The following is a 13,775-nucleotide window of genomic DNA, read 5'->3' as shown; positions in this document are numbered from 1 at the left end:
GAAAATCAGAGTCCTTGAAAACCGGCGGCGAGGCGACGTCGTTCAATGCATTCGTGGGCGAAGGCGATGTCCGCCAATTGACTGAACAGGCGCGCCAGACGCTGCGGTGCTTCCTCATCGCAAAACAGCTCGGGCGGCAGCAGCAGGCTGTGCAGACGCACCACCTGTAGCAGCGACGAGCGCTCGCGGTGCAGGCTCAGCAGAACGCTTTCACCCAGCGCACCGAGCAACAACTGGTCGAGCTCATCGGGATAGGTCAGCAGGCCGAGCAGGAACACCAGCCAATCGCGTTCCTCGGCGTTGTGCTGGCGGATCAGGCGATCACCGAGCACGCTTGCGATAAACCCCGCTTCCGCTGAGCGCAGGCGCTTAAGTGCCGTCAGCCGGGTCAGCAACTCGCCGAATTCCCTGCGCGAACAACTGGGGTCCTGAGCACTGATATCGGTCAGCAAGGCCGCCTCGATAAACGCCAGGACCGTCATGCGCCGGGCCTCGCCATACATCGCGATCCAGTCCTGGTAACAACTGACCGGGCCTTCGTCGGACTCCAGAAAATCCCGGTAGGTTTCGCGCAGAACTCCCGCCCGCACGGCAATCGCCTTGCCGAACATCCGGGCTTTCAAGGCAGCGTTGATGCCGGCTTTCATGCGCTTGGGCGAGCTCTGTTCGAGCACCGATTGCAACAGCGTTTCGAGCCGTTGACGCGTGCTTACATCGAGCTTTTTACGACGTAGCAACTCACGCAACACCAAGGCCAGATCACTGTCATCAGGGAACAGGCTGCGCGCCATTTGCAGCAACCACGCCACGGGTTTGTCCCCCAGCCGCGCCAGACTGAACAACTGCCGAGCCTTGGCGACGGTGTCGTCTTCCAGCACCCGTTCAAAGCTTTCTGTCAGCGACTCGGACTTGAGCTCAAAATGTCGCCGGCCTCGAAACTGCGCCAATGCTGCCGACATTTCATCGCTCATCTGCACAAATCGCTGGGTAGCGGCGGCCGTGCCGGTTTCGTCTGCCTCCACGTCGGCATTGGCCTGAGGCTGAGGGTGTTCAGCGGCTTTTTCGCTGTTCAGTCGAGCTTGCGCGGCCCGCCCGCCTGAGGATCCAACCGGCAGCATCAGTTCTGCCCTGCGCGCAGATATGAACGCCGCAAGCGCTCATGTTGCTCGGGTGTCATCAGGCGCGTGGCGGGATCGATGCTGTCAGGTTGCAGTTCGCTGGTGATTTCCTTGGGCTGTATCAGGAACACCCGCACGGTATTCGCCGAGCGGTTCTGGCGGTAACTGAAGAGCCTTCCGATCCATGGAATCGAACCCAACACCGGGATGCGTCCGATCTGTTCGCTGTGGTCGTCGCGAGTAAACCCGCCGACCAAGAGGCTCTTGCCATGTGGGACTCTTGCCACGGTACTGATGCGCGTGCGGCCAACCGTTGGCAAAGCATTCGGGCGCTCGCTGTCGCCGGCACTTTCGACTTCGTTGCCGTCTTCGATATCGAGCGACATCTCGATCTCGTCAGCTTTGGCGAAACGCGGCAACACGTTAATCAAGGTGCCGTAAGTCACGTGCTGTAAATCGACGTTGCGTTCGCCAATCAAGGGGGCATAGAAAGTGCGGTTGTTGTCGAAGATCGCCGGGACGTTTTCCTGGGTGAGGATCACGGGCCGTGCGACCACGTTGGCGCGGCTAGTGCGCTCCAGCGCCATGATCTGCGCGACGAACGACACGCCGTCGAGCGTGGTCGCCGAGCCGGCATTGAGCGATGCGGAAAACTGGCTACCGACTTTCACCGCGCCTTGCCATTCGATGCCCAGCTGATTGAGTTCGTCCTTGTGCAGATCGATGATCCACAGTGACAACTCCACGTGTCGTTTCGGCGTATCCAGCGCGGTCACCAGGTTTTCGATGAAGCGCACCTGTTCCGGCAGGCCCTTGACCAGCAGGCTGTTGGTGTCGGGGTAGGCCACCACCCGGATGTTCCCGGCGGACATCTCCCGCGCAAAAATGCGTGGTGCCGTGGGGTCATCAGTTGAAGGCGAAGTCGCCAGGCCTTCGAGGGGAAAGGCCGGCATCAGAACTTGCGATGTTTGTGCAGGGTTTTGCGCCACCAAGGGCTCGACATCACTCTTCTCACCCCTGAGCAGCTGCTCGATGACGGTTGCGAGGCCGGGGATGATCACCTTGTCATCACGCAGTTCATATTTACGGTCACCCACAAACGTGTTATGCACCTGGATAACGCCGATCTGCTGTTTGCCCAGTAGCAAATCCGAACGCTGGTTATCCATCAGCTGCGCGGCCTGCATCACCAGGTCAACGTAGATCGGAGGCCCGGAAATGTGGAACGTGCGCAGGCCGTCATGACGCATTGGATAGCGGGCATCGTGCAGCCCGGACTGTTTCAGGAAGCCCTGAAGCCTGCTGACGGTCAGGGTTTGCAAAGACGCCATCGAGCTTTTGACTTCCGAGCCGTCATACACGTAAATCGATTGGCCATCGCTGTACCAGATCAGCCCCATCTGAGCGGTGATTCTTTCGAAGGTCTTCTGCGCCGAGCCCAGTTCGAATTCACCGGAAATCCGCTTCGCGGCGGCGGCCTTGCTCACCACAACCGTTTTACCCAGCGGGCCCGATAACTCGGTAAAGAAAGTCCGAACGCTTTGCTCGCGAGCGACGTACGCACCGCCCTGGGCCAGCGCGGTCACGGGTGCAAGGGTCAGTGCAGCGCTTATTAGCGCTGGCAAAATCAGCACGACAAAGAAACGGGAAATCATCGGTTCACTTGCTTGAAAGGTCGGTGATGTCCGCCAGACTGCTGGGTGAGAAACCCACCAGCTCGCGGATTTCCTTGGAGAAATGCGAAGACGAGGCATAGCCGAATTCCAGTGCCACATCTGTCAGCGAACCGTCTTCAAGACTCATGTTCAATAACGCCTGAGCCGCTCGCCAGCCGCGTAATGCAGGCTTGGCCGCACTCCCCAGCGCGTGTTGGCACAACCGTCGAAAGTGCGATACCGAGACGCCATAACGCTGCGCCAGTGCAGACAGTTTTTCGCTGTGGGTGCCCTGCTCGACCAGGAATCGAACCAGCCCGTAGCTCTCGTTGTTTCGTAGCTGGCGGGCAAAAGCCTGGTAAGCGGAACTCCCGGCCAGGGCCTGTTCGATGTACCAGCGCTCAAGCGCCTTGTCGCATCGGACGGTTTCATCGGCCACCGCCAGCACCGCCCAGGGAAACGGACGCGAGACCTTGGCGATCAGCGTATCTCCCAGGTCGATAAAGACCTGCAGCTTCATCAGGGTTGCCTCTGCCATTGTCCGCATCTGTACGGTGCCGCCGCTCAGCTCAATCGCACCGTCCAGCACGATCAATCCCTGCCAACCCGCGGGCAGCGAGCAGGACAACGGGCAGTGGGTGGACGTCAGGCGAACAGGGCGATCGGCGACACGCAGGTGCAGCACCCGATCATTGAGGCGAACATCGGGCAATGTCATGGGGCAATCGCTCTGGATCTGCACACCGGCCTCCTTTGCAACGTAGCGTTGGAATGGGCGGCAGGATGCGAGACGCGGCGCGTTAAATCCTGATGGAAAGCTGATGGTGGGCTCGCTGGCATATGCCTTGCACCAACACATTCATCAGCGCTCATGCCAACGTCGGAATGAGTGGAAGGACAATGGCGTCGTTACCCGGCTTTGCTTGCGCAGGAAGCCTGGACGACGCCATTTTTTTGGAAGGTGCACAATCGATGAATGAACCATCAGCTGGCCCGCTGGCTTGGGTCAACGGCAGCGACGCCCCGGAAAAAACCGACATCAACCTCGGTTTCATGGCGCTGAGTGACTGCGCTTCAGTGGTGGTCGCCACCACTCAGGGCTTCGCGCAGCCGTTCGGGTTGACCCTGAATCTCAAGCGCCAATCATCCTGGGCCAACCTTCGCGACAAACTGGTCAGCGGTGAACTGGATGCCGCGCACAGCCTGTACGGCTTGATTTATGCGGTGCACCTGGGGATAGGTGGCGTGGCGCCGACCGACATGGCGGTACTGATGGGCCTTAATCAAAATGGTCAGAGCATCAATCTTTCCCATGGCCTGCAAGCCTTGGGCGTGACCAGTCCTGAGGCACTGGATCGACACGTGCACCAAAGTCGCCCAAAACTCACCTTTGCCCAGACATTTCCAACCGGCACCCACGCGATGTGGCTGTATTACTGGCTGGCAAGTCAGGGCATTCATCCCTTGCGGGACGTCGACAGTGTGGTGGTGCCGCCACCGCAAATGGTTGCGCATCTGCAAGCGGGACGCATCGACGGGTTCTGCGTGGGCGAGCCGTGGTCCGCCAGTGCGGTCAACCAGAACCTGGGATTCACCCTGGCGACGACCCAGACCATCTGGCCCGATCACCCGGAGAAAGTCCTCGGCTGCACCCGCGCGTTCGTTGAGCAATACCCCAATACGGCCCGGGCTTTGGTGAGGGCGATTCTGGCGGCCAGCCGTTTCATTGAGGCCAGCACCGAAAACCGCCGCAGTACCGCGCAATTGCTTAGTGCCCCGCAGTATCTGGATGCACCGCTGGACTGCATCGAACCGCGTTTGCTTGGCGACTATGACGACGGGCTCGGTCATCGCTGGCAAGACCCGCATGCCTTGCGTTTCCATGGCGGGGGTGAGGTGAATCTGCCGTACCTGTCCGATGGCATGTGGTTCATGACCCAGTTCCGTCGCTGGGGCTTGTTGCACGACGACCCGGATTACCTGGCGGTGGCGCGTCAGGTGCAGCAATTGGACGTGTATCGCGAGGCGGCCATGGGGATTGGCGTCGCGGTCGGGGACAACGACATGCGCAGCAGCCAGTTGATCGACGGCAAGCACTGGGACGGCTCGGACCCGGCGGGTTATGCCCGCAGCTTCAAACTGCACGCCATGAGCGACCGCTCGCACCGATTCGCCAGCCGCTGACAGGAGAGTGCGAACATGTTGCGTATCCTGCTGATCAACGACACCGCAAAAAAAGTCGGCCGCCTGAAAGCTGCCCTGACTGAAGCCGGATTCGAGGTGATCGACGAGTCGGGGCTGACCATTGACTTGCCTTCACGCGTCGAAACGGTGCGCCCGGATGTGATTCTGATCGATACCGAGTCACCGAGCCGCGATGTCATGGAGCAAGTGGTGCTGGTGAGCCGTGACCAACCGCGGCCGATTGTGATGTTTACCGACGAGCACGACCCCGGCGTAATGCGTCAGGCGATCAAGTCCGGTGTGAGCGCCTACATTGTCGAAGGCATTCACGCACAACGCCTGCAACCCATCCTGGACGTGGCCATGGCGCGTTTTGAGAGCGATCAGGCGTTGCGTGCTCAACTGCATGCGCGTGACCAGCAACTGGCCGAGCGCAAGCGTATAGAGCTGGCCAAAGGGCTGCTGATGAAGATGAAGGACTGTAACGAGGAGGACGCCTACACCCTGATGCGCCGTCAGGCCATGAGCCGACAGCAGAAGCTGATTCAGGTGGCGGAGCAGATTATCGCGATGAGTGAGTTGTTGGGTTGACTCACCGCCCCTGTGGCGAGGGAGTTTATCGGATCGCCGCACCGTCCCGCTGGGCTGCGTAGCGGCCCCAAAACAAGCCTCCGCGTGGATTCAGGTAAACACGATGGCTGGAGTTACGACGGCGTCGCCGGCGGGAGCGAGCTCCCTCGCCACAACGAACCTTCTACAGCCATCACTACGAACTATTGGCACAAATCTCGCTAAGTAATCCTCACAGGTAACCAACGGCGGTTGCCCCACCTACGACAAAGACGTCGCTCACCTTGTTTGCCCATGGCAAATCCGGTGGCGGCGTTTTTTTGTTTTGGCCCCTTAAAAACGGGCCGGTGGTGCGGCCGTTTTGCGGCGTGCCATCTGTTAGCTCATGACTCCTTTTAACAGCTGAGGTGCGCGATGAATTCAAGCTTCTGGAAATCAGGCCATACCCCGACACTGTTCGCGGCCTTTCTCTATTTCGATCTGAGCTTCATGGTCTGGTACCTGCTCGGCCCGTTGGCCGTACAGATCGCCGCAGACTTGCACCTGACCACTCAACAGCGCGGGCTCGTGGTTGCAACACCGATTCTGGCCGGGGCGGTATTGCGCTTTGTGATGGGCCTGCTGGCTGATCGGCTGTCACCCAAAACCGCCGGACTGATCGGACAGGTAATCGTCATTTGCGCGTTATTTGGCGCCTGGAAGCTGGGTATTCACAGCTACGAGCAAGCGCTGATCCTGGGCCTGTTTCTCGGCATGGCCGGCGCGTCTTTCGCCGTGGCCCTTCCGCTAGCCTCGCAGTGGTATCCGCCTCAGCATCAAGGCAAAGCCATGGGCATTGCCGGTGCGGGCAACTCCGGCACGGTGCTCGCCGCACTGATCGCCCCGGTGCTGGCGGCGGCGTTTGGCTGGAGCAATGTCTTCGGTTTCGCACTGATCCCGCTGATCCTGACGCTCATCGTCTTTGCGTGGCTGGCGAAGAACGCGCCAGAGCGGCCGAAAGCCAAGTCGGTGTCGGACTATTTCAAAGCCTTGGGTGACCGGGACAGCTGGTGGTTCATGTTTTTCTACAGCGTGACGTTCGGCGGCTTCATCGGCCTGGCCAGCGCCCTGCCCGGCTACTTCAACGACCAATACGGCCTCAGCCCGGTCACTGCCGGGTACTACACCGCCGCCTGCGTATTCGGCGGCAGTTTGATGCGTCCGTTGGGCGGCGCTCTGGCGGATCGTTTCGGCGGTATTCGCACCCTGCTGGGGATGTACACGGTGGCCGCGATTTGTATTGCGGCAGTGGGATTCAATTTGCCCAGCTCCTATGCGGCCCTGGCCCTGTTCGTCTGCACCATGCTCGGTTTGGGTGCGGGGAACGGCGCAGTGTTCCAATTGGTGCCGCAGCGTTTTCGCCGGGAAATCGGCGTGATGACCGGTTTGATCGGCATGGCCGGCGGCATTGGTGGATTTGCATTGGCAGCCGGCATGGGCGCAATCAAGCAGAGCACCGGCAGCTATCAGTTGGCGTTGTGGTTGTTCGCCAGCCTGGGCGTGCTGGCCTGGTTTGGTCTGCACGGGGTGAAACGTCGCTGGAGAACCACCTGGGGTTCTGCCGCAGTGACGGCTGCGCGGGTCTGACGTCTTCATGAGCCTGCAATTGAGTTTCGCCGAAGCCAGCGCCGTCGGCCCTCGCGAGGAGAATCAGGACGCCGTGCGCCTGGTCACGCCGGACCCGACGCTGGCGGCGAGCAAGGGGTATCTGTTCGCGATTGCTGACGGGGTCAGCCAGTGCCTCGACGGCGGTCTCGCGGCGCGCTCTACCTTGCAGGCCCTGGCGCTGGATTACTACGCCACCCCCGAAACCTGGGGCGTCGCCGAGTCCTTGGATCGCCTATTGCTGGCGCAGAACCGGTGGCTACAGGCAAATGGTGGGGGCCAACCGCTTCTGACCACTGTCAGTGCGCTGGTGCTGCGCGGCAGGCGCTTTACCCTGGCCCACGTCGGCGACTGTCGGGTTTACCGCTGGCACGCTGGGCAGATTCAGAGGATCAGTGAGGATCATGTCTGGGATCAACCGGGCATGCAGCATGTGCTCAAGCGCGCCATGGGGCTTGATCAGCATCTGGTTGTTGATTTTCTTGACGGTGAACTGCGCCTTGATGAGTGCTTTGTGTTGCTCAGCGATGGTGTCTGGGCTGTGCTCGGTGACACCGTGATCGCTGCGATTCTGCGCGATCAACCGGATGTGCACAGCGCTGCGCAAACCCTCGTCAACGCTGCGCACCTGGCCGGCAGCCAGGACAATGCCAGCGCCCTGGTGGTGCGTGTCGATGCCCTGGGTGAAACCAGCATTGGCGATGCGCTGATTCATTTGCAGCAATGGCCCCTGCCGCCGGCACTCAAGCCGGGGCAGACGTTTGAGGGCTGGCAAGTCGAGGGGGTCATTGGCCAGAGCCAGCAGTCGCTGCTCTATCGGGTACGTGATGGGCAACACCAGCCCTGGCTGCTGAAAACCTTGCCGGGGCGACTGCATGATGATCACCAGGCCGGTCAGGCGTTGCTCTCGGAAGAATGGTTTCTGAAGCGCGTCGCCGGGCGGCATTTTCCTGAAGTCCATGGGGTCAGCCAGCGTCAGCATTTGTACTACGTGATGCGCGAATATTCCGGATCTACCCTGGCAAAACTGCACGCCGAGGTCGGCCCCCTACCGCTGGCCCAGTGGCTGGAACTGGCTGAGCGGCTGCTGCGAGCGGTCGGCATGCTGCATCGGCGGCAGATCCTGCACCGCGACATCAAGCCCGAAAACCTGCTGCTGGGGGACGATGGGGAATTGCGCTTGCTGGATTTCGGCCTCGCCTACTGTTCGGGTTTGTCCGAAGACCTGCCTTCAGCGCTGCCAGGAACGCCAAGTTACATCGCGCCGGAAGCCTTTGGTGGAACACCTCCGACGCCGCAACAGGACCTCTATTCAGTGGGCGTGACGTTGTACTTCCTGCTCACCGGACACCACCCCTACGGTGAAATCGAAGCGTTTCAGCGTCCGCGTTTTGGCGCGCCGGTCAGCGCCAGCCGCTATCGGCCCGATCTGCCTGAGTGGATCGCGCAAAGTCTTGAACGCGCCGTCGCGAAGGACCCGGAACATCGGTTTGAAACAGCAGAAGAATGGTTGTTGCTGCTGGAACAGGGAGAACGGCACAGCTTGAGCGTGCGGCCCAGGCCGTTACTGGAGCGCGAGCCGTTGAAGGTCTGGCGCACGTTGGCACTGGTCTCGTTGGCTGTGAATCTGGCGATTCTTTTGTGGACGCTGCATGGCTAACGCCGATGTCTTGTCGCAGCCGATCACTTTCACTTTCTTGAGGATAACCCTATGAACGCAAAAGTCTGGCTGGTGGGTGCAGGCCCGGGCGATCCGGAATTGCTGACGCTCAAGGCCGTAAGGGCATTGAGGGAAGCGGATGTGGTGCTGATCGATGATCTGGTCAATGTCGCTGTGCTGGAGCATTGCGCAGGCGCGCGGATTATCCCCGTGGGCAAGCGCGGTGGCTGTCGCTCGACGCCTCAGGCATTCATTCATCGTTTGATGCTGCGTTATGCGCGACAAGGTAAATGCGTGGTGCGGCTAAAAGGCGGTGATCCGTGCATTTTTGGTCGAGGCGGCGAGGAAGCCCGGTGGCTACGTGAACAGGGTGTAGAGGTTGAGTTGGTCAATGGCATCACAGCGGGACTCGCCGGAGCGACGCAATGCGACATTCCGTTGACCCTGCGCGGAGTGGCTCGAGGCGTGACACTGGTGACTGCCCATACCAGGGACGGCAGCCGATTGAACTGGCAGGCACTGGCACAAGGGGGAACAACGCTAGTGATTTACATGGGGGTGGCGAAGCTGAGCGAGATTCGGGAGCAATTGCTCGCAGGGGGAATGGCGGCGGCGACGCCGGTGGCGATGATTGAAAATGCGTCATTGCCAGAACAGCGGGAATGTCGGAGCGATCTGACAGCAATGGAGGGCGACGCCCTGGCGTTCGAGCTCAGGAGCCCGGCTATCTTGGTCATCGGTGCTGTAGCGGGTTGTGATCAGATCAAGAGATCGCAGCCTCGTTTCACTCGACAGCTCCTACAAGCAGATTGAGGCAAGTTTGGGATGCAATCCGGCTCTGACATAAAACCCTGTAGGAGCTGTCGAGGGCACCGAGGCTGCGATCTTTTCGCGCCACCCCAAGCGTCCAGCCGACGCCGAAAACCCAAATCGCAGGCAAAGAAAAGCCCGGCCTAAGCCGGGCTTTTCTCAGAGCTGCGAGCTAATTACTTAGCTTGAGCTTCAACCTGCGCTTCTACGCGACGGTTTACAGCGCGACCAGCTTCAGTTTTGTTGTCAGCAACTGGGCGGGATTCGCCGTAGCCAACAGACTGAACGCGGGACGATTCAACACCGTACTGGTTGGTCAGAACTTGCTTAACGGCGTTTGCACGACGCTCAGACAGTTTCTGGTTGTAAGCGTCAGGACCGACGGAGTCAGTGTGACCTTCAACAGTAGTGGTGGTGGATGGGTACTGCTTCATGAAGTCAGCCAGGTTCTTGATGTCGCCGTAGCTGTTGGTTTTAACAACAGATTTGTCGAAATCGAACTTAACGTCCAGCTCTACACGAACAACTTCAGCAACTGCTGGGCAGCCATCAGCGTCAACAGTTACGTTGGCTGGGGTGTCCGGGCACTTGTCAACGTTGTCGCACACGCCGTCGTTGTCGCTGTCGGAGCAGACTTCAGCTGGCGCTGGAACTGGAGCAGCAGCAGGCTTGGAGCCGCCACCGAAGTTCACACCGATACCGACGCTAGGAGCCCACTCGGTGTCGCCCTGGTCGATGTTGTATTGAGCTTCAACGCCAGCACGGGCGTAGAAGTTCTCGGTGAAGTACAGCTTGGCACCGCCGCCAACGTTGGCGAAGGTGGAACGGTTACGACCGTTCGAGCCGTTCTGATCGATGCTCTGATCGGAGAAACCAGCCGAGACGTATGGACGGACCATGTCGCCTGGGTTGTTGAAGTGGTACAGAGCGTCCAGAGCGGTGTTGGCGCCCTTGATGTTCTGGCCGCTATCGGAACGAACGTTGTGCACTTCGTCGTAGCCCAGACGCAGTTCAACGTCGTCGGTCAGGAAGTAACCTACGGAACCGCCGAAGAGGTTGCCGTTGTTCTTGAAGTTACGAGCGCTGTCGAATTGTTCTTTCTTAGCGAAGCCTTCGATTTCAACTGCGCCTTGGCCTTGTGCCAGAGCGCCGAACGAAGTGGCAGCAATAAGAGAACCAATGGCCAAGCCCAAGGTGTTTTTCAGTTTCATCCGTTAAATCCCCATCTGGTGATTGTGAAGCAGTCCCGCAAACCGGGGGACAACTCGGCGGCAAGTCTATCAGAACTTGCCTACACGTAAGAGATATTTGCGCTGAACTAAGTTTCAGCGACGCCTGCAAATTTCTCACGCAATTTGTCTAGAGCACGTTTGTAACGCATTTTTGTCGCACTCAAACCCATGTGCATGATGTCTGCGATCTCCTGAAATTCCAGCTCTGCGACAAATCGTAGCACCAGAATTTCGCGGTCGATCGGGTTCACATACACCAGCCAGCGATCAAGTCCGCCCTTTTCCTCAGGGTTCGGCGCCTTTTCTTCAGACGCTTCCTCGAGGGGGTCAAGACTCAAAGCATCCATCAAGCGACGCTTTCGCCGTTCCTTCCGATACTGCGTGATGCATTCGTTGTACGTGATGCTATATAGCCATGTCTTGAACTTCGATTTCCCCTCGAAGTTCTTCAGTCCATACAACACCTTCAACATCACTTCCTGACAGACATCGTCTGCGTCGCGATCGTTCCCAAGATATCGTGCACAGACGTTAAATAATGTTCGTTGGTAACGCCGCATCAATTCTTCATAGGCGCGCGTTACGTGAAACAGCTCGGTATGCGAGCGCGCGACCAACTCCTCATCAGAGAGCTCGCGGGGGTCGTAGCGCGTGGAGAGCGATTGAGCTTTATTCAAAACAAGTCGGGCCGACAGTCAGGTCAATGTCCGCCGCAGCCTTTTCAGGACATTTCGCGGCGGCATACATTAGCAGGGTTTGCCGGATTAGCGGCTACTCACATGCTGCTCCAGGAGAATCCGATTGGAGAGAGAGACTAGCTCACCCTCGTCGGTCAGCAATGTGGTTTTAACCGTGCCGATCTCTTCGATCTGACCTTCGACCTCGCCAACACGCACTTCTTGCCCAACCTGATACAACTCACGCACATAGATTCCCGCAAGAATCTGACCGGCAATTTCCCGGCTTCCCAATCCCATGGCCAGCGCTACAGCCAGACCAACGGTAATCAATACAATCACAATCACATGGTTGAGCAGGTCAGTCTTGACCTCCAACTGGCTGATCGCGACCGAAATACTGATGATGATGACCAAGCCCTGAGCGATTCGCCCCAGGCCCGACGCATAATCCAGCCCTACACCTTCAGCCGCGCCACGCACCAGGCCATTGGCCAGTTGCGCCAGCAAAACCCCTACCAGCAACACCAGCGCGGCGCCGAATACCTTCGGCAAATACAGCGCAAGCATATCCAGCGTAGCTGAGACTCGCTCAAGTCCAAGAGATTCCGCAGCAGAAACAAGAAAAATCAGCAGAACGAACCAATAGACGATCTTGCCGATCAGTGTGGAGATCGGTACCTGCAGGCCGGCGCGGGACAGCAGCTTGGTCAGCCCGGTGCCTCCCATCAGGCGATCAAGGCCCAGTTTGGCCAACAATTTGGAGAGCAAAGTGTCCAGCAACTTGGCCACCACGAAACCCAACAGCAGCACAACCAGTGCGCCGAACAGGTTCGGGATGAAGTTCGCAATCTTGGTCCACAACGCAGTCATTGCAGTGACGAGGCTCTGAGTCCAGAGATCAAGTTCCATATTCAATCAGCCTTATCAGCAGTGCGAACAGTAGGTTTGCGGTGACGGGAAACCGGCGAAATGTGGGCCGATCCGTTATTCAGGGCGATCATCAGCGCGGGCAACCAGCGGCCCAGCAGGCTGAACAGATCACCGGCACCGACCTGGCGGTTGGCGGTTTTCAGTACACGGCCAAGGCACGCATCGTCGTCCCGGGTGGACGGTGATGCCTTGAGCATGTCGCGCAAAGACTGTTCAAACGGATCGTGCATACGCACCTCTCGTGATGTCTGTGAAAGACGCGATCAAATTTGGCCGGGTCACATGACGCATAGTCAGACCCAACGCAAACGTCGGAATAACCACCATTGCCCGAGCGCTACCGAGACCATCATCAGGCAAGCAATCAGGAAGCCATAAGGGCTCGCGGAGAATGGAATTCCGCCAACGTTGATACCCAACAGACCGGTCAGAAAACTCATCGGCAAAAAGATCCCGGTGATGATCCCGAAGCGATACATCGTGCGATTCATGCGCACGCTCAATCGCCTGTCTTCAGCCTCCAGGACCAGGCCCACCCGCTCCCGCGTCAATTCCAGCTCTTCCAGATAACGGGTCAGGCTATTGTTCAGTTCGTTCCAGTAATCACCGTCGTCGTCGACAAACCAGGGCAGTTTTATACGCGTCAGCTGACCGAAAATATCGCGCTGCGGAGCAAGGAATCGCTTCAACGCTGCAGCCCTGCGACGGATCTGCAAAATGGCGCCGTGTTCGGGAGTGTACCGTTCGTCGGCATCCAGTTTTTCCTCTTCCTCATCGACCACTTCCGAGAGGCAACTGACCAGATCCTGCACCTTGTTGGTGAGGTACTGCGACATATAAAGGATGAGTTCGGAAGCGGTTTTCGGACCTTTGCCTTCCGTCAGCTGCACCAGCAATTCGTCAGTGGCTCTTAAAGGACGCAGACGCAGAGAAATGACCCGTTGCGCCGATCCGAAAATCCGTACCGAGACCATGTCTTCCGGCTCGGCACCCGGGTTGAGGTTGACCCCGCGCAAAAACAGCAGCAACTCGAAATCCGGCAACGGCAACAGCCGCGGCCGGGTGTTTTCTTCGAGCAGCAGGTCACAACTGAATTCACTCAGGCCACTGTCTTTGCGTAGCCAGGTCTGGGTTTGCGGGTGACTGCGATCCCAGTGCAGCCACAGGCTTTCATGGGCCTGCAGCTGCAACTCGTCGAGCTCAGTCCGGGCTATCGAACGCGCACCGCCTTTTCCATCCAGCACCAGAGCATGCACCAGCCCCCATTGCGCGTTTTCTTCCTCGAACATCCT

The 13,775-nt window shown here is 58.8% G+C and carries 13 protein-coding genes; 5 read left to right on the top strand and 8 right to left on the bottom strand.

Translation table 11 applies throughout. From position 1 onward, the window contains the following. Positions 1-5 precede the first annotated feature (5 nt). The 3 genes from sctW to ACA063_RS08870 are packed head-to-tail and all read right to left on the bottom strand — an operon-like array spanning position 6 to position 3,491. Complete coding sequence (gene sctW / locus ACA063_RS08880) at positions 6-1,121, bottom strand: type III secretion system gatekeeper subunit SctW (protein ID WP_497666492.1); 1,116 nt, start codon at positions 1,119-1,121, stop codon at positions 6-8. Next, complete coding sequence (gene sctC, locus ACA063_RS08875; protein ID WP_497665538.1) at positions 1,118-2,773, bottom strand: type III secretion system outer membrane ring subunit SctC; 1,656 nt, start codon at positions 2,771-2,773, stop codon at positions 1,118-1,120. Before sctC ends, sctW begins: the two co-directional genes overlap by 4 nt. Positions 2,774-2,777: 4 nt before the next feature. Then, the gene (locus tag ACA063_RS08870) at positions 2,778-3,491 is read right to left on the bottom strand and encodes a helix-turn-helix domain-containing protein (RefSeq protein ID WP_497665537.1); all 714 of its coding nucleotides are present in this window, start codon (positions 3,489-3,491) and stop codon (positions 2,778-2,780) included. 254 nt (positions 3,492-3,745) lie between these two features. Here ACA063_RS08870 and ACA063_RS08865 point away from each other — a divergent pair, with 254 nt between their 5' ends. From ACA063_RS08865 to cobA, 5 genes are all read left to right on the top strand, one after another. Continuing rightward, positions 3,746-4,957 (top strand): CmpA/NrtA family ABC transporter substrate-binding protein, encoded by a 1,212-nt coding sequence (locus ACA063_RS08865; protein WP_497665536.1) that lies wholly within the window; start codon positions 3,746-3,748, stop codon positions 4,955-4,957. Positions 4,958-4,972: 15 nt separating this feature from the next. Continuing rightward, on the top strand, positions 4,973-5,548 hold the full coding sequence (locus ACA063_RS08860; RefSeq protein ID WP_162438326.1) for an ANTAR domain-containing response regulator: 576 nt from the start codon (positions 4,973-4,975) through the stop codon (positions 5,546-5,548). Between the two features lie 393 nt (positions 5,549-5,941). Beyond that, positions 5,942-7,153, top strand: a complete 1,212-nt coding sequence (locus tag ACA063_RS08855; RefSeq protein ID WP_162438325.1) for a nitrate/nitrite transporter — start codon at positions 5,942-5,944, stop codon at positions 7,151-7,153. A 7-nt stretch (positions 7,154-7,160) separates the two neighbouring features. Then, the gene (locus tag ACA063_RS08850; protein WP_497665535.1) at positions 7,161-8,831 is read left to right on the top strand and encodes a bifunctional protein-serine/threonine kinase/phosphatase; all 1,671 of its coding nucleotides are present in this window, start codon (positions 7,161-7,163) and stop codon (positions 8,829-8,831) included. Positions 8,832-8,882: 51 nt separating this feature from the next. Next, positions 8,883-9,644, top strand: coding sequence for a uroporphyrinogen-III C-methyltransferase (gene cobA / locus ACA063_RS08845; protein WP_497665534.1), 762 nt, complete (start codon positions 8,883-8,885; stop codon positions 9,642-9,644). Between the two features lie 173 nt (positions 9,645-9,817). Here the strand turns inward: cobA and ACA063_RS08840 are convergent, their stop codons facing one another. The 5 genes from ACA063_RS08840 to cmaX form a co-directional block, all read right to left on the bottom strand. After that, on the bottom strand, positions 9,818-10,852 hold the full coding sequence (locus tag ACA063_RS08840; protein ID WP_162438322.1) for an OmpA family protein: 1,035 nt from the start codon (positions 10,850-10,852) through the stop codon (positions 9,818-9,820). Positions 10,853-10,959: 107 nt separating this feature from the next. Then, positions 10,960-11,550 carry an RNA polymerase sigma factor SigX gene (sigX, locus tag ACA063_RS08835; RefSeq protein WP_028621383.1) on the bottom strand — a complete coding sequence of 197 codons (591 nt, stop codon included), beginning with the start codon at positions 11,548-11,550 and terminating at the stop codon, positions 10,960-10,962. 87 nt (positions 11,551-11,637) lie between these two features. Then, on the bottom strand, positions 11,638-12,462 hold the full coding sequence (locus ACA063_RS08830; RefSeq protein WP_162438321.1) for a mechanosensitive ion channel family protein: 825 nt from the start codon (positions 12,460-12,462) through the stop codon (positions 11,638-11,640). Positions 12,463-12,464: 2 nt separating this feature from the next. Then, a complete protein-coding gene (locus tag ACA063_RS08825; protein WP_162438320.1) occupies positions 12,465-12,713 on the bottom strand; it encodes a CrfX protein in 249 nt (82 codons plus the stop codon). A gap of 63 nt (positions 12,714-12,776) precedes the next feature. Continuing rightward, the gene (cmaX, locus tag ACA063_RS08820; RefSeq protein WP_497665533.1) at positions 12,777-13,772 is read right to left on the bottom strand and encodes a divalent cation transporter CmaX; all 996 of its coding nucleotides are present in this window, start codon (positions 13,770-13,772) and stop codon (positions 12,777-12,779) included. Between the last annotated feature and the right edge of the window lie 3 nt (positions 13,773-13,775).

It is taken from the genome of Pseudomonas sp. LBUM1643 (assembly GCF_059716215.1).
Note: the sequence above shows the minus strand (reverse complement) of the source record. Positions and strands in the feature narration are given on the sequence as shown.